Genomic DNA, 22,209 nt, shown 5'->3' on the forward strand with positions numbered 1-22,209 from the left:
GATGCGGCAATCAAGAAGGACGCAACGGACCAAAACGGCGCTTGTCGCCGGCGGCGCGGGTTTCCTCGGTTCGCATCTTTGCGAAACACTGCTTCAGGCCGGCTACCGCGTGATCTGTGTCGATAACTTCCTTACCGGCCGGATGGAAAACATCATATCGATCATGGACCATCGGCGTTTTCTGTTGATCGAGCAGGATATCTGCCGACCGTTGGACGTTACCGAGCCGGTGGACCGCATTTTCAACCTGGCATGCGCGGCATCGCCGCCGCGCTACCAAGCCGATCCGGTTCACACCACGCGAACCTGCGTAATCGGAACCCTCAATCTGCTTGAGCTCGCCGCCCGAAACAATGCACGCTTCCTGCAGGCATCGACGAGCGAAGTGTATGGCGATCCGGAACAGCACCCGCAACGGGAGGACTATGTCGGCCACGTGAACTGCACCGGTCCCCGCGCCTGTTATGATGAAGGCAAGCGAACCGCAGAAACCTTGTGCTTCGATTATTTGAGAACCGAAATGGCCGACATCCGGGTCGCGCGCATCTTCAACACCTACGGTCCGAGGATGGATCCTGCTGACGGCCGGATCGTCTCGAACCTGGTGATGCAGGCTCTCGAGAGGAGACCCCTGACGATATTCGGCGACGGGCTGCAGACCAGATCGTTCTGCTACGTCTCGGATCTGGTCGACGGTTTGATCCGCCTCATGGATATCGACCCCAATCCGCGCCAACCGGTCAATCTGGGCAATCCCGGGGAATTCACCGTTCTTCAGCTAGCCGGATTGGTGAGAGATATGACCCGCAGCAAGTCGGTGTTCAAATTCCTGCCACTGCCGCAAGACGACCCTCGCCGGCGGCAGCCGGACATTTCCCGTGCAAAGACCCTTCTCAACTGGTCGCCAAAGGTGCCGCTCAAGCAAGGCCTGCTGCAAACGATCGGCTATTTTACGGAGCTCGAGGCCAGCCGTAACGAGGATCGAATTCCTCCGATTGCAACAAGCGTGAGGTCCGCTCCAGGCCGACTGCAAAACCTGCCGGCCTAAAGTCAAGGAGAGCTGCGTGGTCGTGCATGGTCATGCGAGACCATGACGTGCGACGCGCGCTCTCACTTTTTCTCATTTTGGGAACATCCAGTCGAGCTCGCGGTTGGGCGAGGATACCGGCATGGAGAACGGACAGGTGCATCGAAAACGATCCGCCAAGGACATCGAGCAAATGGCCGCAAGGGAAACGGCTGCCTTTCTGCGCCGTGCCTCGATCACCTACCTTGAATGCTGTGTGAGCCTGATGATGACGCATCTTGAGCGCGAGGAAGTGGCCACCATCCTGGAAAAAGAAGCGGATATGCTGCGAAAGCTCGACTGAGGCTGCACGCTCCGGCCGTCGATCGCTCAGACAGCCTCAAACGCGGCGCGCAGCTTGGATCCCGCCACGGAGTTCGTGATTTTTCCGGGTCGCAAGGAACATTCCTGGCAACTGGCAGTTCGGCGCGAGGAACTTACCTTTCAACAGCGATGGCGGCAGTTTCGTGGGATCGAAAAAGGTACGGATTGGAATAGCCGGCGTCGGCAATTGCGCGTCTTCCCTTGTCCAGGGCCTCTCATATTATCGGGACGCCAGAGGTAATGAGCCGATACCGGGCCTGATGCATGCCGATCTCGGCGGCTATCACGTCGATGACATCGAGGTGGTCTGTGCTTTCGACGTCGCCAAGGGCAAAGTCGGAAGCGATGTGGCGGAAGCCATATACGAGGCACCCAACAACACGTTCCGCTTTGCCGACGTGCCGGCTACCGGCGTTCGCGTCCAGCGCGGACCGACGCTTGACGGCATCGGCAAATATCTGCGCGATGAGATCGAGGAGGCCGACGAGCCGGTCGCGAATATCAGCGCGGTGCTGCGGGAAAGCGGCGCAGACGTGCTGGTCTCCTATCTGCCGGTCGGCTCGGAAGAGGCGACGCGTTTTTATGCCGAATGCGCGCTCGAGGCCGGCTGCGCATTCGTCAACTGCATACCGGTTTTCATCGCGTCGCGTCCGGAATGGCGCCAACTCTTCGAACAGCGCGGCCTGCCGCTGATCGGCGACGATATCAAAAGCCAGGTCGGCGCGACGATCGTGCACCGGTTGCTCGCCAACCTGTTCCGCGAGCGCGGCGTCCGTATCGACCGCACCTACCAGCTGAATTTCGGCGGCAACACCGATTTCCTCAACATGCTGGAACGCGAGCGGCTGGAATCGAAGAAAATCTCGAAGACGCAATCGGTGACCAGCCAACTCGACGTTCCCCTGGAGGCCGGCAACATCCATGTCGGCCCCAGCGACCACGTGCCTTGGCTCACCGATCGAAAATGGGCCTACATCCGTGTCGAAGGCACGACGTTCGGCGGCGTGCCGCTGAATGCAGAGCTGAAGCTGGAGGTGTGGGATTCGCCCAACTCGGCGGGCGTCGTGATCGACGCTGTCCGCTGCGCGAAGCTGGCGCTTGACCGCGGCATCGCAGGAGCGCTGACCGGCCCATGCAGCTATTTCATGAAGTCACCGCCTGAGCAGTTCACCGACGCCGAGGCACGCCTGCGTACGCTCTCTTTCATCGCCGGGAGGGACGAGCCGATGCTCGATGCCGCGGAATGACGACGACGTTCTTCTTGATCCGCCATGCGGCGCACGACAATGTCGGCGACTATCTTGCCGGACGCATGGCTGGAGTTTGCCTTGGCGAAACCGGCAGGTCACAAGCCTTGCGGCTGGCCAGCCACATGGCGTCGGAGCCGCTTGCAGCCATCTGCTGCAGCCCGCGCGAACGAACATTGGAAACCGCAAAACCGATCGCAATCGCCTGCAGCCCCGACAAGGTCACAATCTGCCAAGAGCTCGACGAGATCGACTTCGGCGCGTGGTCGGGAAAGTCCTTCGAAGAGTTGAACCGGGACGCCGACTGGCAGGTGTGGAACAGTCAACGTCAGGAGGCGAGGACGCCCGGCGGCGAGACCATGCTGGACGTTCAGCAACGTATCATGTCGCTGATGCAGAAGCTTCACACTCGCTATCAGAACAAGTCCGTGGCGCTGGTCAGCCATGCCGATGTGATCAAGGCTGCCGTCTGCAAGGTGCTCGGCTTGCCGCTGGGAGACTGTTTTCGCTTCGACATCGACCCCGCTTCGATCACCACGATCGTATCCGGTGACTGGGGCTCCAAGCTGATCCGATTAAACGAAGCCGCCTGACGAGGACTGCCGGATGCGAATGGTCATTTTCGGTCTCACCGTCACCTCCTCGTGGGGAAACGGACACGCAACGCTGTGGCGCGGGCTGATCCGGGCGCTCGGCAAGCTGGGCTGGTCCGTCACCTTCTTCGAACGCAACACTCCCTATTATGCCGGGGCGCGCGATCTTGATCATCTCGATGGCGGCAATGTCGTTCTCTATCCGGATTGGGAAGACATCCGCCATGTCGCGGAACAGGCGATCGGACAATCGGACGTCGTCATCGTCACGTCCTATTGCCCCGACGCCATCGAAGCATCACGCCTGGCGCAGCAGGCCTGTCACGGCCTGAAGGTCTTCTATGATCTTGACACCCCGGTGACACTCGCCCGGATCGAACAAGGTCAACGGCCGGCATATTACGGGCCCGAAGGCCTTCGCGATTTCGATCTTGTCCTGAGCTACACCGGGGGAACCGCAATCGACGCGCTCAAGTCCCTTTTGGGCGCGCGCCATGTCCTGCCACTCTACGGTCATGTCGATCCCGAGCGGCACCGCCCGGCGCAGCCCCGGGCCGAATTTGCCGGGGATCTATCCTATCTCGGAACCTATGCCGCAGATCGCCAGGCCGGCGTCGAAAAGCTGCTGGTGCACACGGCAGCGCGCCTGCCGGACCACCGCTTCGTAATCGGCGGCGCCCAATACCCGCACGAATTTCCATGGAGCGACAACATCTTCTTTGTCAGGCACCTTCCGCCTGCGGATCATCCGGCCTTCTTCTGCTCATCGCGTCTGACGCTGAACGTGACCCGCGAGGCGATGGCAAAGAGGGGCTGGTGTCCTTCGGGCAGGCTGTTCGAGGCGGCAGCCTGTGGCGCGGCGATCGTGAGCGACACATGGCCCGGTCTGAGCAGTTTTTTTCAACCCGGCAGCGAGGTCATCCTGGCGGACACCACCGATGACGTGGTCGCGGCAGTCTGCCTGCCCGACAGCGAAATTGACGCAATCCGGGGTCGTGCGCGCGAGCGGGTGCTGGACGAGCACACCTCTGCGCAGCGCGCCATGGAACTGGACCGCCTTCTGTCCGATTCACTGCAGGGCTCGACGGCGGGCGAGCCGTTGAAGGAAGCAATCTGATGTTGGGCATCGTCCCTGCTGCCGGGCGTGGCAGCCGCATTCAGCCGCTCGGCTTCTCGAAGGAATTGCTGCCGGTCGGCAGCCGCATCGACGGCCAGACCGAGCGTCCCTGCGCGGTGAGCGAATATCTGGTGCGTCGCATGGTGCGCAACGGCGTCGACAAGATCTGCTTCGTCATCGGTTCGGGAAAATCGGATATCCTCGAATATTATGCTGCCGGCTACAGCGACGCCTCCGCACTGTTTGTCGTGCAGCCCACTCCTACCGGTCTTTGCGATGCGATCTTCCGCGCCGCGCCGCTCGTCGAGCCGGACGAGACGGTTCTGATCGGCCTGCCAGATACGATCTGGTTTCCGGAAGATGGCTTTTGCCGCATGCCGGACGACCGGCTGTCGTTTCTACTCTTCCCGGTGGATCGCCCGGAACTCTTCGATGCCGTCGTTCTCGACCAGGACGACCGGGTGAGAGAGATCCAGGTCAAGCAGCAGGACGCGGCAACGAACTGGATTTGGGGTGCATTCAAAATGCCCGGCCGCATCTTCCATCAGCTTGCGACGCTCTGGCGCGAGCGGGACCGCTATGACGAATACATCGGCACGTTGATCAACGCGTATCTAGCAACCGGCGGCGAAGCTTATGGCGTCAAGGCAGGCACCGCCTATGTCGACGTCGGCACTTTCAACGGCTACCGCACGGCACTTCGGCTGCTTGAAAATAACGACACTATTTTGGAGGACCCGAAAAACCTCATGTTCGTGCCGCCAGGGCAGTCGCCGGTACCAAGCCATCCAGGCGAAGGAGGCTAGCGATGCTGCATTCCAATGCCGAAATCCGCCGCCGCATCGATGCCCTGGGCCCGTGGTTCCACAATATGGAGTTGGCGGGCGTCGAAACCGCCCCCGACCATTTCCTCGGCAATTACCCATTGATCAAATGGCGCAAGTTCGCCGACGCCATTCCTGCCGATTTGTCCGGCAAGGCCGTGCTCGATATAGGCTGCAACGCCGGCTTCTACTCGATCGAGATGAAGCGACGCGGTGCCGGCCGCGTCCTCGGCATCGATTTCGATGAAGCCTATCTGGCGCAAGCGCGCTTCGCCGCCGAGATCGCGGACTGCGACATCGAATTCCAGCAGCTGTCGGTCTACGACGTCGGCGTGCTGCGGGAGAAGTTCGACATCGTCCTGTTCATGGGTGTGCTGTATCACCTGCGCCACCCGCTGCTCGCTCTCGACCTGATCCGCGAGCACGTCGCCGGCGACCTGATGATCTTCCAGTCCATGCAGCGCGGCAGCACCGATCTGCCTGCACTCGATGAGAATTATCCCTTCTGGACACACGATCTGTTCGACCGACCGGAGTTTCCGAAGCTGCATTTCATCGAGCATCGCTATGCCGACGACCCGACCAACTGGTGGGTTCCCAATCGCGCCTGCACCGAAGCGATGCTGCGCAGCGCCGGCTTCGAGATCGTGCTGCACCCGGAGCAGGAGGTCTATTTCTGCCGCGCAGCCGATGAGCCGGCCGGCGGCGGCGCCGTCTACCCTGGGAAAGGACAACTTCATGATTGAAGCTGCGATGATCTGGAACGAGCCAAACAACAAATCCCATTGGGATCCCGAACTCGACCCCGACTGGAGCCGCTTCGCCAATATGGCAACACTGGCCGCCGATGCGATCGCAGCGGAAAACCCCGCCATGATCAAGATCCTCGGCGGCATTTCGCCGATCGATGCCGATTTCATGGGGCTCATGAAGCAGTATGGCGTGCTGGATCACGTCGATGCCGTCGGCGTGCATGGCTTCCCGCTCGACTGGAACCTTTGGCAGATTCAGGAATGGCCGCAGAAGATCGGCGAGATTTCGACCGTCACCGATCTTCCCGTATGGGTCAGCGAAGTTGGCGTGTCGAGCTTCGGTGCCGAGGAGGTCCAGCTCTGGGGCTTGCGCCGGACCGCCGAACTGCTGCTCGGCAATGCGCCGCGCATACAATGGTATAGCCTCTACGATCTTCCGCGCGAATGGGGGGCAACGACGCGTCACCGCGAAGCGGAAGGCTCCTCCTACTATCGCCACTTCTACATGGGCCTGCTGCGCGAAGACGGCACACCCAAGCCCGCGCTCGAGGAATTCCTGCGTTACACCCCGGCCATGGGACTGGCGCAGTGGTTTCATTTTGAAGATCCCCGGCTGGACGACGCCGTCGCCTGGCTGAAGCGTTTGGGCGTCACCAGTCTGCGCACCGGGCTTTCCTGGGCCGATAGTTTCAGGCCGAATGCGCTGGACTGGTACGACCGGCAAATGGAAGCGCTGGCCGATTTCGACGTGACCGTCACCTTCTGCTTCACGCCCGAGCATCGCGGAATGATGCCGCATCACACCAGTCCGCCCCTGGTGCCGGAGGAGTTCGCGGAATTCTGTGCGACGATGATCCGTCGCTACGCTCCCGGCATGGCTGTCTCGCCGGTCAGATCTGTGCGAGCTTCGGCAGCATGAGTGTGTCATGCAACACCAAGCTGACAGGTCCGGAACGCTTGCCGAATTCGCGGCTCTGTTGCTAGGCACCGCACCGCACTCGTCGGACGGTGCCGAAATCATGATCGTTGTCGCGCATCCTGACGACGAGACCATCGGCATCGGCGGGCATCTTGCCGGATTGCGTGGATCTCGCATCGTTCATGTCACCGACGGCGCGCCGCGAGATCTTGACGACGCGCGGGCGCACGGCTTCGAGACGTGGCAAGACTACGCCGCGGCCCGCCACAGGGAGTTGGAGACGGCGCTGTCGGCAGCGGGTTTTCCGTCGAAGGGACTGATCAGCCTCGGTTATCCCGACAAGCAAGCCGCCGGAAACCTTAGCTCGCTCGCACGGGAACTGATCGGCCTTTTGGCCGATCGCGATGTCAGCTTCGTCTGTACGCATCCTTATGAAGGTGGTCACCCTGATCATGACGCGACCGCCTTTGCCGTCCATGCGGCCTGCCATTTACCGCGCCGCGACGGACGCCAGGCGCCGGCCATCATCGAAATGGCGTTCTATTGCGCCGGACACGAGGGCGCGGTCCTTCAGGACTTCAACAGTGATCCCGACATTGAGTGCATCGAACTGCACCTTACGGAAGCCGCTTTCGAACGCAAGCAATGCATGCTGGCCTGTCACCGGACGCAACAACGGACGCTGGCGCCGTTTGCAGCGCGCGTCGAACGTTTCCGGGTGGCGCCCGCCTATGATTTTTTGGCGCTGCCGAACAACGGCAGGCTTTATTACGATGCACTGCCGCTCGGCTTCGAGCCGGCGGTTTGGCTCCACGCCGCGGCGGCTGCGTATGAGGAGCTTCGGCTCGACCGGCCATGACCCTCACCGTCCTCAATGTCGCCTACTCTCTCGCGCCAGTCGGCCCGGATGCGGTTGGCGGTGCCGAGCAGGTCCTATCGACGCTCGATCAGGCACTCGTGCGCGCGGGACACGGTTCGATCGTGATCGGCTGCCAAGGCTCCAAAGCGGCGGGGGCCCTCATCGAGACACCTGCTGAACCAGGCGTGCTCGACGATGCGGCGAAGATACGTGCACAGCGCTCCCACCGCGCCGCGATAGAAGTCGCACGCGCCCGTTGGCCAATCGACGTGATCCATCTGCACGGCATCGATTTTGATGCCTACCTGCCTGATCAGGGTCCGACACTGGTAAGCCTGCATCTGCCGCTCGACTGGTATCCGGCCGATGCTTTGCGCCCGCTACGCGACGATCTATGGCTTCATGCCGTTTCAGAGGCCCAGCAGAGAACCGCACCACCAGGCGCCAGGCTGGTCGCCCCCATTCCAAACGGCGTCGACATCGACGCGCTGAGCGGTCGGCAGTCCAAGCGCAACTTCGCGCTGGTGCTCAGCCGCATCTGCCCGGAAAAGGGCATCCATCTGGCGCTGGACGCAGCCAAACAGGCTGACGTGCCGCTGGTCATCGGCGGCAAGGTCTACCCTTATGAAACGCACACGCTGTACTTTCGTGACCAAATCCAGCCGCGTCTCGACAAGCGGCGCCGCTTCCTCGGTCCGCTCGGCTTCACCGCGAAGCGGCGCTTTCTCAATGCCGCCCGCTGCCTGGTCATTCCCAGCCTGGCCGCGGAAACCAGCTCGCTGGTCGCGATGGAGGCGCTGGCCTGCGGTACGCCAGTCGTCGCCTTTCCAAATGGCGCGCTGCCGGATGTGGTCGAACACGGCAAGACGGGATTTCTGGTAAACGACTTAGATGAGATGGCTGAGGCCATCGTCGCAGCAACCAGCCTGGACGCCGAGACATGCCGGGCCGAGGCGCGCCGGCGCTTTTCGCTCGATCGCATGATTTCGTCTTATCTGGATGCCTATCATGCGCTGGCAGGGCTTGGTAGCGGCCGCAGGCGCCTCGCGGCGGTGCAGTGAGGCTTCCATGCTCCGCTCGGAGATCCTCAACGATCCTGCCGCCCTTAAGGCCCTGGAGCCGCGTTGGTGGGAACTCTGGGCGCACAGCCGGACGGCGACGCCGTTCCAATGTCCCGCCTGGCTAATACCCTGGTGGCGCGCATTCGCGCCGGGAGAGCTGGCGGCGATCGCCGTCTGGCGTGGCGACGATCTGGTGGGATTGGCGCCGTTTTACCTGGAGGATACGCCTTCCGGTCCGCGACTGCTTCCGGTCGGGATTTCGTTGAGCGACTATCTGGATGTCCTGTGTTCCCCCGGTATCGAAGCGGCGGTCGCCGTCGCCATCGCCGACCAGGTTCTTGCGATCGAGTGGTCGCAATGGATTCTATCGGACTTGCCGGCAGACGCTGCCGGTCTCACTATTACGCACCCTGCGCTGGTGGCGGGTGAACTCATCGATCATGCGGCTTGTCCCGTGCTCCCGATCACCGGTGAAGATGCGCTTGCGGTCTGCATTCCGGCGCGGAGAAGACGCCAGCTACGCCGCGCGCATAAAGCCGCATGCAGGCGCGGCTGCGTCTCTATCATGCCGGCGCATGCCGATCCCAAAGCATTCTTCGATCACCTGATCCGCCTTCACGGCGCGCGTTGGGCCGGGCACGGCGACGGCGTGCTGGCCGATCCGGCTGCAAAAGAATTCCATCGTCAGGCGCTTCCTCTGCTTGCCGCACAAGGCCTTGCCCGATGCTGGCTTGTCGCCATCGACGATGCGGTGGTCGGCGCCTATTACGGATTTCACCATCGGCACCGGGCCTATGCCTATCTCGGCGGTTTTGATCCGGCCTATGCCGAGGAAAGCCCCGGCGCAATCCTGATCGGTCACGCGATTGCCGAGGCGGCTCGTGAAGGGGTGCGGGAGTTCGATTTTCTGCGCGGCCAGGAAACCTACAAGTATGGTTGGGGTGCCGTCGACCAATGGACGATGCGAAGGGTCTGGACGCGGGGCATGGCTCAATGAGCGCTACTGGACGAAAACCATCGCCACTGGCGTCGACAGTGAGGTTCGTAATCGAGGAGTGCATGGCCGACGGCGCCTGCGTCGAAGCCATCATTGCGAGGCTGGCGCTTCGCTTCGAGACGGGGATCGATGCGGCAGAATTGGCCGATGTGGCGTTGGGCATGTATTCCGCCGACGTTCGAAAACGCGACAGACTGGAGCGGATCTCCGAGCTGCTACGTCACAGGCCTGACATCTTTGCCATGCTGCGTGAAACAGGCGCGGCCGTTCGCCACGAACGTCATGAGGAGGAAACGGATGCAGCCGTCGTCAGGCGGCTGGCCTCCGGCTTTGATGCCGCGGCGGCGATTTCGCTGGCGGCGAGCGTTCAGCTTTCTTCGTTGGGAGATGAGGAGAACCTCGCCGCAGCGACCAACGAGGTAGTAGCGTGGCTGGAAGCACAGGGCTTCACAGGCACCGACCGTGATATTCTGGACATTGGTTGCGGCATCGGACGTTTCGAAAGCGCGCTCTGCGATGCAGCGCATCGAATCGTCGGCATCGACATATCCTCAAAGATGATTTCGATCGCTCGTCATCGATGCGCCAGTCTGCGCAATGTCGAACTGCGGCCGACCTCCGGTCTCGATCTTGCCGATTTCGGCAATGCAAGCTTCGATTGCGTGCTGGCTGTCGACAGCTTCCCCTACCTGGTACTAGCCGGCTTGGCGGAGCAGTATTTCAAGGAAATTGCCCGTGTTCTGAAGACGTCAGGCATGGCGGCACTTCTGAATTACTCCTATCGCGGATCGCCGGCGCTGGATCGCGCCGATGTTCACCGCCTCGCCAAAGTCCACGGCATGCAGGTGGTGGTGAACGGCGAGAAGCCGTTCCGGCTTTGGGATGGCAATGCCTTTCTTCTTGCTGCATCCGACGGAACATTCCGGCCCAATAACTGTTCGGGCGTCAAATAGAAAAGGCACCTGTGAGTGCCCACAATCCGAAGGAGGACTAGGTGGCATACGGCGGCAAGAGACGTCACCTCGGCCGTCAGAGCCAAAGGCTCCGGCGACGGCGCGATGACCGGCTTTCTCAAGGATTAGGCTGAGGAAAAGCGGTTGCGTCCGCCAGAGCCTAGAAGCAAAACACCGAGCAACGCAGGCTCGATGGCAATCGGGTCAACTCCGATCAGTATCATGCCGCAGATCGGCTCGGTTAAAACCGAACGTTGAAATCGCAGACGCGATCATGACCGGCGACCAGCTGAGGTCGCGAGAGTCGAATTTGTCGAGCGCGCCCGAGGATATTGCCCCGGGGAGGATTGGAGGGAACGCATAGGCTTTCCCGACGATACCAGCGGCTTCGAAACAATGCTGTGCAAGGCTCGGCGCTCACTGTGAGAACGGCGCGTGAATCCTTGCAAACTCTGATTGCTGACACCACACTGGTGAAGGGACCAATTCGTTAAGAGAACACGATGTCTCGCTCGAACGACGATACCATCAGCCCGCGAAACCGGCTGGCAATAGACCGGAAGATCGCATCTCTGCTGACTGCGATCGAGCAGGAAAAGGTCCCCGACCGATTGATCAACCTTGCGGTGCAATTACAGAACGCACTGGTCGAAAAGCGCGAATGCAAGGCACAGAAGGAGGACTAGCTATCGACGCCTCTCGACTGCCAAGTTTCCCTGTGCTTCGGACAGGTGATTGCGTCTTTCCACCAATGTATGGAGCGAACTTTCGCCGAGGTATTCCAGGACTCCGGCGCGCGCTCGGTTGAGGCGGCTCTTTACCGTCCCCACCGCGCAACCGCAAATTTCGGCAGTTTCTTCATAGCTGACGCCAAGAACCCCGATCAGCATCAGGACCTCGCGCTGATGTTCCGGCAGCTTCTGGACCGCGCCATAGACTTCCTTGCTCTGGACGGTCCACTCCTGAGAAGCTTCAGAAATCGGGATCAGAGAGGCACAGTCAAGCAGGCCGGGTTTTTCCCTGTCGGCGGCCTTGATGCGCGTATAATAGGTGTTGCGCATGATAGTGAAGAGCCATGACTTCATACGCGTTCCGGGCTCGAACTTGTCGATGTTGGCGAGCCCTTTGGTCAACGTCTCCTGGACAAGGTCATCGGCATCGTCAGGAACACGGCAAAAGGTGCGGGCGAAGGCTCGCAAGGCAGGTATCAGGTCAACGATGGAAACTTCATCCGTTTCCTGGTTGGCCAAGGCGTGGCCCCTGGAGGACAATGGTCCAGCTCCCAGCAAGAACGAGTTGATGAACGTAGACCTAGCTAAATGCATGAAGGTTTGGATCGTTCCGGACATTGAAATAAGTCGCTAGAAAATCTCGGATGGGCGAACTATGCACGGGCGCACCTGTGCGGCCGAGTTCCTGTTGCGACGAATCCCGCCGGTTCGATTGAGACATCGCGCGCGCTTCCGGTCGTCCTGTCAGGTCCTATTCTCCGATCCGCATTGTCACGGGAATGTTCCGTCCATGTGGGCAGGCAGCGACTTCGATCGCCACTATTCGGCAAGCAAAGCCGACAGTTCTTTTGCTGGAACAAAGCTGCGCACCGACAGTTCGACGGCTTGAGCCGGTGGTTCCGGCCTTCACCCATCGAGGAGCGATAATCATGGCCCAATCCCGGCAACGTTCAGAAGGTCGGCCCGCGAGCAGTCGCGACCAAAATGTCGGGCGAGCAAGCGGCGGTGAGCTTCACCAAACCGCGGAAGGCGAAATCCCCGTCCTCACCACTGCGCTCGGCACCCCTGTCTCCGACGATCAGAACACGCTGAAGATCGGCGAGCGTGGCCCGTCGCTGATCGAGGATTTCCACTTTCGTGACAAGATCTTCCATTTCGATCACGAGCGGATTCCCGAGCGGGTCGTTCATGCTCGCGGCTACGGCGCACACGGTTATTTTGAAACCTATGAATCGCTCGCCAAATACACGCGCGCCGACATCTTCCAGCGAGCCGGCGAAAAGACGCCGGTCTTCGTGCGCTTCTCGACAGTCGCCGGCAACAAGGGCTCGTTCGACCTGGCCCGCGACGTGCGCGGCTTCGCGGTAAAGCTCTACACCAAGGAAGGCAATTGGGACCTGGTCGGCAACAACATCCCGGTCTTCTTCATCCAGGACGCGATCAAGTTTCCCGACCTGATCCATGCCGCCAAGCAGGAGCCGGACCGCGACTTCCCGCAGGCTCAAACCGCGCATGACAATTTTTGGGACTTCATCAGTCTGATGCCCGAATCGATGCACATGATCATGTGGATCATGTCGGACCGTGCGATCCCTCGCTCCTTCCGGTTCATGCAGGGTTTTGGCGTCCACACCTTCCGCTTCGTCAACGCCGACGACGAATCCCCCTTCGTCAAATTCATCTGGAAACCAAAGCTGGGCATGCAGTCGGTGGTCTGGAACGAAGCAGTCAAGATCAATGGCGCCGATCCGGATTTCCATCGCCGCGACCTGTGGGAGGCGATCCAGTCTGGCAACTTCCCGGAGTGGGAACTTACCGTACAGCTCTTCGATCAGGATTTTGCGGACAAATTCGACTTCGACGTCCTCGACGCCACCAAGATCATTCCCGAGGAGATCATCGAGCCGATCCCCGTGGGCCGACTGGTCCTGGATCGTATGCCCGACAATTTCTTCGCCGAGACCGAGCAGGTTGCGTTCATGACACAAAACGTGCCGCCCGGCATTGATTTTTCCAATGACCCGCTGCTGCAGGGGCGCAATTTTTCATATTCGACACTCAGCTGAAGCGGCTCGGCAGCCCGAATTTTACCCACCTTCCGATCAATGCTCCAAAGTGCCCGTTTGCTCATTTTCAGCAGGACGGGCACATGGCCATGCGTAACCCGGTAGGCCGCGCCAATTATGAGCCGAATTCGTGGGGCATGGGTCCGCGCGAAGATCCCCGGCGCGGCTTCCGTTCTTTTGCCGATGCCGAGCAGGGGCAGAAAGTGAGGCTGCGGGCAGAGAGCTTCGCCGACCACTACAGCCAGGCGCGGCTGTTCTTCAACAGCCAGACGCCTCCGGAACAACGCCACATCGCCATGGCTTTGACGTTCGAGCTGAGCAAGGTCCAGACACCGGCAATCCGTGAGCGAATGGTCTCCCATCTGCTCAACATCGACGAGGCGCTGGCGGCCAACGTCGCCGACAAGCTTGGCATGCGAAAGATGCCCAATCCGGCGGACACTGCCGTGCCGCCGCGGGACGACCTGGAGCCCTCGCCGGCACTTAGCATCATCGAAAACGGACCGGAGAGCTTCAGAGGCCGCAAGGTTGGCGTGTTGGTCAGCGACGGGGTGGATGCTGCGCTGTTCGAGCAACTCCGATCCGCGATCGAAACGGAAGGCGCAGTTATGGAGGTTATTGCCGCAAAGGTCGGCGGCGTAGATGCGGCCGACGGGACGCAAATCGAAGCGAAGCACATGATCGACGGCGGACCATCGGTCCTGTTTGACGCGGTCGTGCTTATGCTCTCGGAACCGGGCGCCCAACTGCTGGCCAAGGAAGCCGCAGCAAAGGATTTCGTCTCCGACGCCTTCGCGCATTGCAAATTCATCGGTTTCACGTCGGGAGCCGAGCCGCTGCTGGCCAAGGCAGGTGTCGATGCGGATGCGGACGAAGGGCTGATAAGGCTGGAATCAAAAGAGGCAGCTGAGGAATTTGTACAGGCCTGCCGGAGGTTGCGGCTGTGGGCGCGAGAGGCAGCCGTCAAACTCTGAGGCCGGTGCTTTCCCGCCATCTGTTTGGAGGCGCGGCAATCAACTGGACGGAAGCGTCCCTTCCATTCGGATATCTATGGCCGGCTGTTCGTCTTAGCCGCCCTCCTCTCGCTGCTTTTTCAGCACTTCATCAGTCCCGACAAGCTTTTTCGACCCGCCGGGGATCGCTGTGGACACCACGGCGGGCGGGTCGCTCGCGGGGAAGGAATCCTCAAGGCCGGCCTGCAACTGGTCTTCCAGGGTTTCCGGCTTTTGGGATCGACCAGGCGTCCTTCGGGTTTCGGTGTCCTCCAGCGGCTGTTTCATGTCGGGTGAAGACTTGACCTCTCGAACACAGGCATAAAGCTGTTCGATGCCAAATTCCTTCAGCGTTTCGAAGTTGGCTTTATCATTATCTTGCATTGCCTCTATGTGATCGACCATTGCTTTCTCGAACCGGTCGAGGCTATCGGTTCCGCAAGCCCGGCAAAGGCGCAATAGTGCCTTTTTGAGCAGTTTCGGGCCAAAGTAAGCCGACGCCTCAAGCTTAAGCCGTTGCAAGTCCTCTGGAGTTGCCGCCTGAAGTTTTGACATGTGCGCCCCTTTCGCCTGGTGAGCATTATCAACGGCAATTGTCGGCAGATGTTCCATTCATCCGGCCAAGCAGGCGCTTTGTTCCTTCGGCAGGCCATGCCGCATTGACCGTGGCGGACAGGGCCGGATGCACAGAACGGCCTCGCGGATTGCCGGCAAGTGGAACAGGAACCTTTTTTGAAACTCGCCGTTTGCCAGCAGGTCGCTGCATTAGCGGTCGTTAATCAACGGAAAGGGTCTTGCCATGAACTACAAGATGATCTGTTTAGGTGCGATGGCGCTTTCGATGATAAGCGGCGTTTCTCTCGCGGCAGGCGCCGATACGGGTACGTCTGCCTTGGACGACCCCGCAAAGATGCAGCCGTTCTACACAGACTCCAGCATGACGACTCTGCGGTCCGACGACGAGTTCACGAAGGCATGGAAAGCGCTGACGGACGAGGACCGCATGGCGATGACAAAAGTCTGCGATGAAGAGGCGGCAAACGCCAATGCCGCCAACAGCCACCCTGAATTCTGCAGCAGTGTCAAAAAGAACGGCGGGGACAACAAATAACTGAACCGTGCCCGCATATTCGGCGCGGAGTCTGGGCGATCCGTCGCCCGGACTCCGCAAATCGGTGGCATACGGGACTACGCGGCCGCTTCAAGAGCACGCTGGTTGACACCGCCCTCGCCCAGGCCCGTCAGCGCTTCGTCCGTAGCGAGCTCTTCCTTGAGCGTCGCCTTGAGAAGGGCGGCAACGTCGGCCTTTCCCATCTGTTCTGCCCAGGCGATAAGAGTACCGTAGCGGGCGATCTCGTAATGCTCGACGGCTTGCGCCGCCGCGACCAGTCCGGCGTCGAGCGCCGGAGCACCTTCGTAGTCTTCGAGTATCTCCGAGCCCTCTTCAATGATGCCGTCGATTGCCGGACAGGTCTTGCCGCGTGCTGCTTTGCCGAATTTCTCGAACACTTCCTCGAGGCGGTCGACGTGGCCCTCCGTTTCCATGCGATGTTTTTCGAAGGCGGCAGTCACTTTTTCCGACTCTGCGCCTTTCGCCATTTTCGGCAGGGCTCTCAGTATTTTCTTTTCGGCGTAATAGATGTCTTTGAGTCCGTCGAGGAACAGGTCTTCAAGACCCTTGGTTGCCGCTTTCGTTGATTTCTTCGCAGTGGCCATGGTCGTCTCCCGCTGGGGTTGGAGCTAGCCTTCCTAAAACGTGAAGGCGTCCGATAACCCCACCGGCCAGCAACAAGTTCCACACCAATTCAGCATCGTCAAAAATTTTCCGGCGCCTGCGTCGCATGGTCAAGCGCTGCAAGCGTTACGCTGGTGAGCAGAGGGCCCCGAGGCGATGCTTGCCTCGCTTGAGGCTCAATCGATCCGCCTGATGCGGCCTTTATCGAGGCGGAATACTCCATCCTGCCCGCCCTGCCTCTCAAAATCGGTAAGCAGATCGTCCCAGGTTCCCAGGAACTCGCCACAGTCGTCGCAAAAAATCCGGTCGTCAGGACCGGCGTCGGCCGGAATCCGCAACCTTATTGTCAGGCAATAAGGGCACTCCAACTGATGGTTGAGATACTGCTTGGTCATGGACGATGGCGAGAATGCACTGGAAATGCCGCCCCTGCAACCTCGCTCGCGCTGGTCTATCGAGTTCGGGTCAGCGATGGACGCATCACGGCGATTGTCGCGCTCCGGGGAGAACGAGAGCGCCTCCGTCAGGGGTCGAATATTCAAGGCCGATGAAAAACGCAGCAAGAATTAGCGCGCAGATAATGGCGACGGTCGCCAGTGCGGTTCTGGACAACGGCTTACGCGGTTCGCGGTTTTGCAACACTGAACCAGTCCGCTCTCGGTTCGAGGACGACGGAGGGGCCAACACGGCCTGAGCCCATTATATGCCGTCTTTGGTCGGAGGCCACCCGGACTGAGCCGTCGGGGGAATGTTGTCGGATGTCAACTCACCCCGCTTGAGTTTTCTGATCGCTTCGTCGGCTTCGATTTCATCCAGTCCGGAAAGCGGCATAGCGTCAACTATGACGGCTTCCTCACTCTCGCCGTCATAGACCTCCCACAGGCCATCGGGATCCCGCCGTTTGTTGTAAGTGGTTGGCATGGCCGCCGCTCCCTAAAACAGTCTGAAGATGACCAGTTGGATGCCGCTATTGGACACCTGCAACCCACTCGAGAGCCTGGGCCTTTTCGTTCTCCGAGAACACCGGTGCCTCGATCTGCGGGAAAAGCGCGCCAGTCATCTCCGTAGCTGCCTTGATCCACTGTTTTTCGGACACCACTGCGGCACGCTGGAAGCGGTGGAATTCGCCAAGTTTGCTCAGGCCGTAGTGCAGGTCACGGCGCAAAGCGTCGCCCGTCATATCCTCCAAATCCGTAAGATCGGCGAGGACGCCGATCTCTTCATGTTCGCTCAGTTTCTCTTCGATCTCCGGAATGATTTTATCGTAGTCCTGTGCAGTCACGGTACCGGCAACCCGAAATGCGGCGACGTTTTCAGGAGCAGAAATAACCTCGATCACTTTTTCCTCCTTCGAGCTGGCTTCAGGGGTCTCCCGAACAACTCAAGCCGCCCCCAGATGTTCCCTGGCGGCAAGCGTTTTGCGGTCTAAATTCGACACTCATAAGCCGGCGCGATTGGCGGACTCCCGGATTGCCTGGGTGATGACGGTATAGCGTGTGATCGGGCCCTCATCGGGGTCGTCTCCCTGAAAGTGAACGTCCGCGTTCACCGGCAGCCGGCTGGTATTGCCGAACTCCTTAACTGTGGACGCACGGACGAGTTGGATGTCCGGGTCCTGCTTCATGACGTTTATCGCCGCAAGCTCGGCGGTACTGCTGCCGCCAATGCGCCAGCTGGCTTCGAGCACACCGGACCGCCAAATGCCCGACGAATCGACACCCTGGCCGATATCGTAGTTGCGCCGCGAAGCGAAAAATCCGGGATAGTCAGCCATCGCCGCGTCATAGGCCCTCGCCTGCACCGTTGCCAAAGCTAGTGCGCGAGGAAGCTGAAGGTCGTCGAGAGCTTCCCAACCGCCGCGCACGACAATGAGATCGGATCCGCCATAAACGGATTGTCCCGTATTATCGATCGTCGTCCGTTGAGTGCCGTAGTAGGCGACCACCATTTCATCGATTTCCGTTCTGCCAACGCTCAGCGTGGCGATGTCACTGAGGTTCGCTTCGAGCACCAGACCACACTCGTCCAAATCGCAGGAGTGGTATCGCTCAAGCAATCTCTCGACGTCGGAGACCGTTCGAACGATGTGCTGGTCCTGGCCTCGCGAGGAGAGCGGTGGCTTCACTCGGGCCGGTCCGAGCTTCAGCAGACGCTCCGCTGCCCGCAGCGCGTCGTGCCGCGAAAACACGGTATAGCCAGGCAATACTGCTGCGCGGACATTCCTGCCGAAGCTGCTCGACCATTCTTTCGGTCGCTTGGCCAGGCCGTCCACCAATCTATGGGTAATGGCCTTGGTCATTGCAAAGCGCCAAGGCACGACGCCGCCAAAGAGGTCTTGCGGTCCGTTGATACCCAGCCGTGCCGCATCGGCGGCAAGCAAGCTGTCGTCGGGCACGAAATACACACCGCCGCCGTTGCTGTTGCCCATACCCTGCCGGAAGGCAAATCCCTTGAGCGACGCGATCGTGCGGGCAACGGTAGCCACGACTTCTCGCTCGTGAGCATAGAGGGGTTCGCAGCCCGGCGCAGAGAACGCGATCACGGTCCCCTTTGCCTCACTCGGCTGAGTGTCTCTGTGCTCGGTCATCTCGCCGTCCCCGGTGATATCTCGTATGGCTGCGGTGCCGAGGTTGCGGCCCCGCTACTCACTTCGAACGGAGAGAACGCAGAATGTGGCAGAACGTTCAGCGTGGCTTGGCCGACTCGCCGTCTTCTGCCTCATCTCGAACGCTATCCATGGGAACCGCCACCGAGGGCGCACGATTAGAGGATAGACGTCATGTCTCTGAAGTGAGCGCCTAATGGCAAAATTCGAAAACAGTATCGAGTGAATCCGGTGACGTTGCTGGTTCAGCCGCGCCTGGTCAACGACCGCTTCTCGGACGCTGGGCTTCTTCTGGATTTCCGCTTCGGCAACCGGGCCGTGCTCTTCGACATTGGCGATCTGTCGCCACTTTCGCCGCGCGAAATCCTGCGCGTCAGCCACGTATTCGTATCACACATGCACATGGATCACTTCGCCGGCTTCGATCGGCTCCTGCGGCTATTTCTATACAGGAATAGAACAGTGCATTTCTTCGGCCCGCCTGGATTGACCGAAGCGGTGCAAGCCAAGCTCAACGCATACACGTGGAATCTTCTCGACGAACAGTCCCACGACTTTATGATAGCAGCCTGCGACTGGACGCCGGCCGGATTTCGTCATTCCCGCCTCTTTCGAGCACGAGCGGGGTTCGCCCGACAGGACACTGCTTCAAATCCAGCCGAGGGCAATATCCTGCTCGATGATCCCGATTTCCGTATCGAAGCAGCAATGCTCGACCACGGCGTTCCATGCCTTGCATTCGCATTTCAGGAAAAGATCCGGGTCAATGTGCAAAAGCCACAGCTGGAAGCATTGGGTTTGCCTGTCGGACCTTGGTTGAACCAAGCCAAGCGTGCGGTCCGGCGCGGAACTGATCCGAAAACGACGCTCGCCCCAACCGCCGATCGGCATATCTCGGTCGGCGAACTCCTCGGTGCCGGGGCCCTGATGACCGGTCCCGGACAGAGGATCGTCTATGCTACCGACCTCGCATTCAACGAGGCAAATCTTGCGCGTGTCGTTGCGCTTGCGCACGGCGCGAACCAGCTGTTTATCGAAGCGGGCTTCCTGCACGAGGATCGGCGGCTGGCCGCCGCGAAACGTCATCTCACGGCAGCCGAAGCCGGCACGATCGCCAGGCTTGCGGGCGTCGAACATGCCGTGCCGATGCATTTTTCGCCCCGCTATCTCGGACGCGAGAATGAACTGCATGCAGAGTTCGCGGCAAATCTAGGCGCCGGAAATGCATCTCAACCGACGGGAATGAATGCCAACATTTGAGCGACAGCCGTCACGCGTTTTCGATCACTCGCGCTGAATATCCGGGCGGGCCGTTCGCCGCCGTCGACTTGCAAGGATGGCGGAAAGGGTGACCGGGCGAAAATCCCAACTGTCGACGCCTGCGTCGTACTGGCGTGTAACCGGGCTCAGTCTGCCGTGAGAATGGCCATGCAGATCGATCGATTTCTTGCCGATCTGATTCCAGGTGCGAAACGGATAGTGGCAAAGGATCAGCAGCCTGCCGTCTATCGTCAGTTCCTTATAGTGTTGTGTGCTGGCCCAGTCTGCGGCGTCGATGGTCGCTGCGCCATCGTTGTTGCCGATAATCAAATGCTTCTGGCCATGAAGTGACGACAGGAGCGATGAAACGAATTCGGCCGATCCCTTGGCAAAATCGCCGAGATGCCAGATCTCGTCGTCCGGCCCGACGGTTTCGTTCCACAGCGAAATCAGCGTTCGATCGTGTTCTGGCAGTGAGCCGAACGGGCGACGATCGATGCGCAGTATGCGGGGATCGTTGAAATGCGTGTCGGCCGTGAAATAGATCATCGAGCAGCCCATGGCCTTAGCCTATCCCCAACGCGGCGCGACGATGCAAGCTAGAGATCGTCGGTCACCCGCAGGCAATCTCGACAATTGTCCGAGTGTCCTCATCGTAGCTGATGTTCATCCGGGCCCAACCGAGATCGGAGGTGCGGGCGCATGTCGAGCAGTGGATGCGCCAGATAGCTTCCTTCGGTGCATCCGGCATTTCAGTGAGCGGCCGGCCGAGAAGATGCTGATAATGGGACGCCTGGCACTGATCTCCGTAATAGTATCGCTGCGGCTGGCCAGCGATGTGCGCGACCCAAATCGCGGGATTTCGCGGATGGTTGCGTATCGTGGAGCCCTCCGGCGCCCAATACGTGAACGGCGGCGCAGGGTCGGCCTCGATCACGACCCGCGGCTTCGCCAATTTCAACGCCGCGCTCGAGACACTGTGTTGTTGTTCGAAGGATGAGGTACATGCCGTCACGAGCAGAGCCAAGCAGCCCGCTCCTGCAATCAGTGATTTCATAGTGGTGCCTGACCTCCTTGAAGCAGCGTCGGTCTGCTCCCTAGCTGGCACCTGATCGCCAAATCCAGCCGACAATGTGGCTGAGAGATCACCTTCGTGACGCCACCTGGTAGTACGCCAAACAGCGCGGTGTGGTGAGATCGCAAACCTCGCATCGACAGGGCAGTGGCAAGCCCGACTGCAATTAACATTGAGGTGGCGAAGAAAATCGGACGCAGCTAACATACCGCCGCTTTGGAGAGTGTCGTGCCTACGAGACGTTTCAGAAAGCCGATTGTCGTTCAACCTGGCCGGATCGATCGCGACCGGGTTGTTTTGTCGGTCTCCGACGCGGCTGAAGTGCTGCTGAGGGACTGGCCGGCGCCAGCCTCCAAGACGCGACTCGCTGCAATCGAAGCCTGCCTTGCTGTTATTCGCGGCGAAAAGCCGCCAAGGGTCGCGCGCCAGGCGTTCATCGTCGCGGCCAAGGATGCGAGGATCCTGCTCGGCGAACAAATCTAAATCGGCGCTGTCAGGCCGAGCCTCGTTGAGGCAGCTCGATCTCTTGCTCGATCTCCTGCTGCAGATCGTCCCGCGCGCGCTTCGCCGCGCGGTGAGGTAGGTCCGAACCCGACTGTTTCTGCCTGTCCAGCTCGTGCTCCACCGTATCGCGCGAACCTTCTGCCGGATCCTCTTGCGGGCGGTTGTTGCCCGGCTCGGCAGCTTCGTCTTGTCGTTTGTCCTTTCTGCCCTGATGACCCTTGGGACTGTGCTCATCGGCATGCTCGGTATTGTCTGTGCTTGAGCATATCCGATCACCGTCAATTGTTTCGTCTGGCATATTGGTCATACTCCGGCTCCCCGATTTTGGCTGGCGCGACACATTGCGAAGTGCGTCTCGCCTTTGGCGCGTGTTTCGTTGATGAGGCCAACGGCAGATTTGCAGCTTGGTTCCATCTAACCTGCTGCGGACTAACCGCCACCAGATCGGCTGAACCAAGCACTTCCAAGCCTGCGATTAATGTAGCGCCCGGCCGAGACAAAACGCCGCCGAGGGAACCTTCAATTTCCG

26 protein-coding genes and 1 pseudogene are annotated in these 22,209 nt (G+C 60.1%); 17 read left to right on the top strand and 10 right to left on the bottom strand.

Going from position 1 to position 22,209, the window contains the following annotated elements; genetic code table 11:
* Position 1: 1 nt before the first annotated feature.
* The 13 genes from AC0L26_RS25025 to AC0L26_RS25085 all read left to right on the top strand — a co-directional run bounded on the left by AC0L26_RS25025 (position 2) and on the right by AC0L26_RS25085 (position 11,398).
* Entirely contained in the window at positions 2–1,048 is a 1,047-nt protein-coding gene (locus AC0L26_RS25025) for a UDP-glucuronic acid decarboxylase family protein (RefSeq protein ID WP_473634989.1), read from the top strand.
* A gap of 121 nt (positions 1,049–1,169) precedes the next feature.
* Positions 1,170–1,370, top strand: a complete 201-nt coding sequence (locus AC0L26_RS25030; RefSeq protein WP_352929318.1) for a hypothetical protein — start codon at positions 1,170–1,172, stop codon at positions 1,368–1,370.
* A 163-nt stretch (positions 1,371–1,533) separates the two neighbouring features.
* The gene (locus tag AC0L26_RS25035) at positions 1,534–2,637 is read left to right on the top strand and encodes an inositol-3-phosphate synthase (RefSeq protein WP_473634991.1); all 1,104 of its coding nucleotides are present in this window, start codon (positions 1,534–1,536) and stop codon (positions 2,635–2,637) included.
* Positions 2,634–3,230 (top strand): histidine phosphatase family protein, encoded by a 597-nt coding sequence (locus AC0L26_RS25040; RefSeq protein WP_473634992.1) that lies wholly within the window; start codon positions 2,634–2,636, stop codon positions 3,228–3,230. Before AC0L26_RS25035 ends, AC0L26_RS25040 begins: the two co-directional genes overlap by 4 nt.
* A 13-nt stretch (positions 3,231–3,243) precedes the next feature.
* A complete protein-coding gene (locus AC0L26_RS25045; protein WP_473634993.1) occupies positions 3,244–4,347 on the top strand; it encodes a CgeB family protein in 1,104 nt (367 codons plus the stop codon).
* Positions 4,347–5,153, top strand: a complete 807-nt coding sequence (locus AC0L26_RS25050) for a nucleotidyltransferase family protein (RefSeq protein WP_473634994.1) — start codon at positions 4,347–4,349, stop codon at positions 5,151–5,153. The genes AC0L26_RS25045 and AC0L26_RS25050 overlap by 1 nt, the downstream gene beginning before the upstream one ends.
* A gap of 2 nt (positions 5,154–5,155) precedes the next feature.
* Positions 5,156–5,917 (top strand): TIGR04290 family methyltransferase, encoded by a 762-nt coding sequence (locus AC0L26_RS25055; RefSeq protein ID WP_473634995.1) that lies wholly within the window; start codon positions 5,156–5,158, stop codon positions 5,915–5,917.
* The gene (locus AC0L26_RS25060; protein WP_473634996.1) at positions 5,910–6,842 is read left to right on the top strand and encodes a glycoside hydrolase 5 family protein; all 933 of its coding nucleotides are present in this window, start codon (positions 5,910–5,912) and stop codon (positions 6,840–6,842) included. The genes AC0L26_RS25055 and AC0L26_RS25060 overlap by 8 nt, the downstream gene beginning before the upstream one ends.
* A gap of 7 nt (positions 6,843–6,849) precedes the next feature.
* Positions 6,850–7,701: a PIG-L deacetylase family protein gene (locus AC0L26_RS25065; RefSeq protein WP_473634997.1), complete on the top strand. Its 852-nt coding sequence runs from the start codon at positions 6,850–6,852 to the stop codon at positions 7,699–7,701.
* Positions 7,698–8,762, top strand: coding sequence for a glycosyltransferase family 4 protein (locus AC0L26_RS25070; protein WP_473634998.1), 1,065 nt, complete (start codon positions 7,698–7,700; stop codon positions 8,760–8,762). The genes AC0L26_RS25065 and AC0L26_RS25070 overlap by 4 nt, the downstream gene beginning before the upstream one ends.
* Before the next feature lie 7 nt (positions 8,763–8,769).
* On the top strand, positions 8,770–9,759 hold the full coding sequence (locus tag AC0L26_RS25075) for a GNAT family N-acetyltransferase (RefSeq protein ID WP_473634999.1): 990 nt from the start codon (positions 8,770–8,772) through the stop codon (positions 9,757–9,759).
* Positions 9,760–9,797: 38 nt separating this feature from the next.
* A complete protein-coding gene (locus tag AC0L26_RS25080; protein WP_473635000.1) occupies positions 9,798–10,712 on the top strand; it encodes a methyltransferase domain-containing protein in 915 nt (304 codons plus the stop codon).
* A 503-nt stretch (positions 10,713–11,215) separates the two neighbouring features.
* Positions 11,216–11,398, top strand: coding sequence for a hypothetical protein (locus AC0L26_RS25085; protein ID WP_473635001.1), 183 nt, complete (start codon positions 11,216–11,218; stop codon positions 11,396–11,398).
* On the opposite strand, the gene AC0L26_RS25090 is transcribed toward AC0L26_RS25085, so the two are convergent.
* A complete protein-coding gene (locus AC0L26_RS25090) occupies positions 11,399–11,962 on the bottom strand; it encodes a sigma-70 family RNA polymerase sigma factor (RefSeq protein ID WP_473635002.1) in 564 nt (187 codons plus the stop codon).
* Positions 11,963–12,435: 473 nt separating this feature from the next.
* On the opposite strand from AC0L26_RS25090, the pseudogene katE reads away from it, so the two are divergent.
* Positions 12,436–14,483, top strand: a pseudogene (katE, locus tag AC0L26_RS25095) (catalase); the annotation flags it as partial.
* Positions 14,484–14,576: 93 nt separating this feature from the next.
* Here the strand turns inward: katE and AC0L26_RS25100 are convergent.
* Positions 14,577–15,113 carry a hypothetical protein gene (locus tag AC0L26_RS25100; protein ID WP_473635003.1) on the bottom strand — a complete coding sequence of 179 codons (537 nt, stop codon included), beginning with the start codon at positions 15,111–15,113 and terminating at the stop codon, positions 14,577–14,579.
* A gap of 187 nt (positions 15,114–15,300) precedes the next feature.
* Here AC0L26_RS25100 and AC0L26_RS25105 point away from each other — a divergent pair, with 187 nt between their 5' ends.
* Entirely contained in the window at positions 15,301–15,612 is a 312-nt protein-coding gene (locus AC0L26_RS25105) for a hypothetical protein (RefSeq protein WP_473635004.1), read from the top strand.
* Between the two features lie 77 nt (positions 15,613–15,689).
* Here AC0L26_RS25105 and AC0L26_RS25110 read toward each other — a convergent pair whose 3' ends face one another.
* The 5 genes from AC0L26_RS25110 to AC0L26_RS25130 form a co-directional block, all read right to left on the bottom strand.
* Complete coding sequence (locus AC0L26_RS25110; RefSeq protein WP_473635005.1) at positions 15,690–16,217, bottom strand: YciE/YciF ferroxidase family protein; 528 nt, start codon at positions 16,215–16,217, stop codon at positions 15,690–15,692.
* Positions 16,218–16,412: 195 nt separating this feature from the next.
* Positions 16,413–16,799, bottom strand: a complete 387-nt coding sequence (locus AC0L26_RS25115) for a hypothetical protein (protein ID WP_473635006.1) — start codon at positions 16,797–16,799, stop codon at positions 16,413–16,415.
* A 136-nt stretch (positions 16,800–16,935) separates the two neighbouring features.
* Positions 16,936–17,157 carry a hypothetical protein gene (locus AC0L26_RS25120; RefSeq protein WP_473635007.1) on the bottom strand — a complete coding sequence of 74 codons (222 nt, stop codon included), beginning with the start codon at positions 17,155–17,157 and terminating at the stop codon, positions 16,936–16,938.
* Between the two features lie 46 nt (positions 17,158–17,203).
* Complete coding sequence (locus AC0L26_RS25125) at positions 17,204–17,575, bottom strand: SpoIIAA family protein (protein WP_473635008.1); 372 nt, start codon at positions 17,573–17,575, stop codon at positions 17,204–17,206.
* A gap of 99 nt (positions 17,576–17,674) precedes the next feature.
* Positions 17,675–18,823 carry a DUF3182 family protein gene (locus AC0L26_RS25130; RefSeq protein ID WP_473635009.1) on the bottom strand — a complete coding sequence of 383 codons (1,149 nt, stop codon included), beginning with the start codon at positions 18,821–18,823 and terminating at the stop codon, positions 17,675–17,677.
* 240 nt (positions 18,824–19,063) lie between these two features.
* Here AC0L26_RS25130 and AC0L26_RS25135 point away from each other — a divergent pair, with 240 nt between their 5' ends.
* Positions 19,064–20,101 (top strand): ribonuclease Z, encoded by a 1,038-nt coding sequence (locus AC0L26_RS25135; protein WP_473635010.1) that lies wholly within the window; start codon positions 19,064–19,066, stop codon positions 20,099–20,101.
* A 24-nt stretch (positions 20,102–20,125) separates the two neighbouring features.
* On the opposite strand, the gene AC0L26_RS25140 is transcribed toward AC0L26_RS25135, so the two are convergent.
* Positions 20,126–20,650: a metallophosphoesterase family protein gene (locus tag AC0L26_RS25140; RefSeq protein WP_473635011.1), complete on the bottom strand. Its 525-nt coding sequence runs from the start codon at positions 20,648–20,650 to the stop codon at positions 20,126–20,128.
* Positions 20,651–20,714: 64 nt separating this feature from the next.
* Positions 20,715–21,158: a hypothetical protein gene (locus AC0L26_RS25145; RefSeq protein ID WP_473635012.1), complete on the bottom strand. Its 444-nt coding sequence runs from the start codon at positions 21,156–21,158 to the stop codon at positions 20,715–20,717.
* A 246-nt stretch (positions 21,159–21,404) separates the two neighbouring features.
* Between AC0L26_RS25145 and AC0L26_RS25150 the strand changes: the two genes are divergently transcribed.
* The gene (locus AC0L26_RS25150) at positions 21,405–21,659 is read left to right on the top strand and encodes a DUF982 domain-containing protein (RefSeq protein WP_352929379.1); all 255 of its coding nucleotides are present in this window, start codon (positions 21,405–21,407) and stop codon (positions 21,657–21,659) included.
* Between the two features lie 10 nt (positions 21,660–21,669).
* On the opposite strand, the gene AC0L26_RS25155 is transcribed toward AC0L26_RS25150, so the two are convergent.
* Positions 21,670–21,987: a hypothetical protein gene (locus AC0L26_RS25155; RefSeq protein WP_473635013.1), complete on the bottom strand. Its 318-nt coding sequence runs from the start codon at positions 21,985–21,987 to the stop codon at positions 21,670–21,672.
* Positions 21,988–22,209: the final 222 nt, after the last annotated feature.

Source organism: Mesorhizobium sp. WSM4823, from assembly GCF_055811195.1.

What these genes read in the sequence shown, in the direction of transcription:
- AC0L26_RS25025 (WP_473634989.1), top strand. Translation starts at nt 2, where the DNA reads ATGCGGCAATCAAGAAGGACGCAACGGACCAAAACGGCGCTTGTCGCC.
- AC0L26_RS25030 (WP_352929318.1), top strand. Translation starts at nt 1,170, where the DNA reads ATGGAGAACGGACAGGTGCATCGAAAACGATCCGCCAAGGACATCGAG.
- AC0L26_RS25040 (WP_473634992.1), top strand. Translation starts at nt 2,634, where the DNA reads ATGACGACGACGTTCTTCTTGATCCGCCATGCGGCGCACGACAATGTC.
- AC0L26_RS25045 (WP_473634993.1), top strand. Translation starts at nt 3,244, where the DNA reads ATGCGAATGGTCATTTTCGGTCTCACCGTCACCTCCTCGTGGGGAAAC.
- AC0L26_RS25050 (WP_473634994.1), top strand. Translation starts at nt 4,347, where the DNA reads ATGTTGGGCATCGTCCCTGCTGCCGGGCGTGGCAGCCGCATTCAGCCG.
- AC0L26_RS25055 (WP_473634995.1), top strand. Translation starts at nt 5,156, where the DNA reads ATGCTGCATTCCAATGCCGAAATCCGCCGCCGCATCGATGCCCTGGGC.
- AC0L26_RS25060 (WP_473634996.1), top strand. Translation starts at nt 5,910, where the DNA reads ATGATTGAAGCTGCGATGATCTGGAACGAGCCAAACAACAAATCCCAT.
- AC0L26_RS25065 (WP_473634997.1), top strand. Translation starts at nt 6,850, where the DNA reads ATGCAACACCAAGCTGACAGGTCCGGAACGCTTGCCGAATTCGCGGCT.
- AC0L26_RS25070 (WP_473634998.1), top strand. Translation starts at nt 7,698, where the DNA reads ATGACCCTCACCGTCCTCAATGTCGCCTACTCTCTCGCGCCAGTCGGC.
- AC0L26_RS25075 (WP_473634999.1), top strand. Translation starts at nt 8,770, where the DNA reads ATGCTCCGCTCGGAGATCCTCAACGATCCTGCCGCCCTTAAGGCCCTG.
- AC0L26_RS25085 (WP_473635001.1), top strand. Translation starts at nt 11,216, where the DNA reads ATGTCTCGCTCGAACGACGATACCATCAGCCCGCGAAACCGGCTGGCA.
- AC0L26_RS25100 (WP_473635003.1), bottom strand. Translation starts at nt 15,113, where the DNA reads ATGGAACATCTGCCGACAATTGCCGTTGATAATGCTCACCAGGCGAAA.
- AC0L26_RS25105 (WP_473635004.1), top strand. Translation starts at nt 15,301, where the DNA reads ATGAACTACAAGATGATCTGTTTAGGTGCGATGGCGCTTTCGATGATA.
- AC0L26_RS25110 (WP_473635005.1), bottom strand. Translation starts at nt 16,217, where the DNA reads ATGGCCACTGCGAAGAAATCAACGAAAGCGGCAACCAAGGGTCTTGAA.
- AC0L26_RS25120 (WP_473635007.1), bottom strand. Translation starts at nt 17,157, where the DNA reads ATGCCAACCACTTACAACAAACGGCGGGATCCCGATGGCCTGTGGGAG.
- AC0L26_RS25130 (WP_473635009.1), bottom strand. Translation starts at nt 18,823, where the DNA reads ATGACCGAGCACAGAGACACTCAGCCGAGTGAGGCAAAGGGGACCGTG.
- AC0L26_RS25140 (WP_473635011.1), bottom strand. Translation starts at nt 20,650, where the DNA reads ATGATCTATTTCACGGCCGACACGCATTTCAACGATCCCCGCATACTG.
- AC0L26_RS25145 (WP_473635012.1), bottom strand. Translation starts at nt 21,158, where the DNA reads ATGAAATCACTGATTGCAGGAGCGGGCTGCTTGGCTCTGCTCGTGACG.
- AC0L26_RS25155 (WP_473635013.1), bottom strand. Translation starts at nt 21,987, where the DNA reads ATGACCAATATGCCAGACGAAACAATTGACGGTGATCGGATATGCTCA.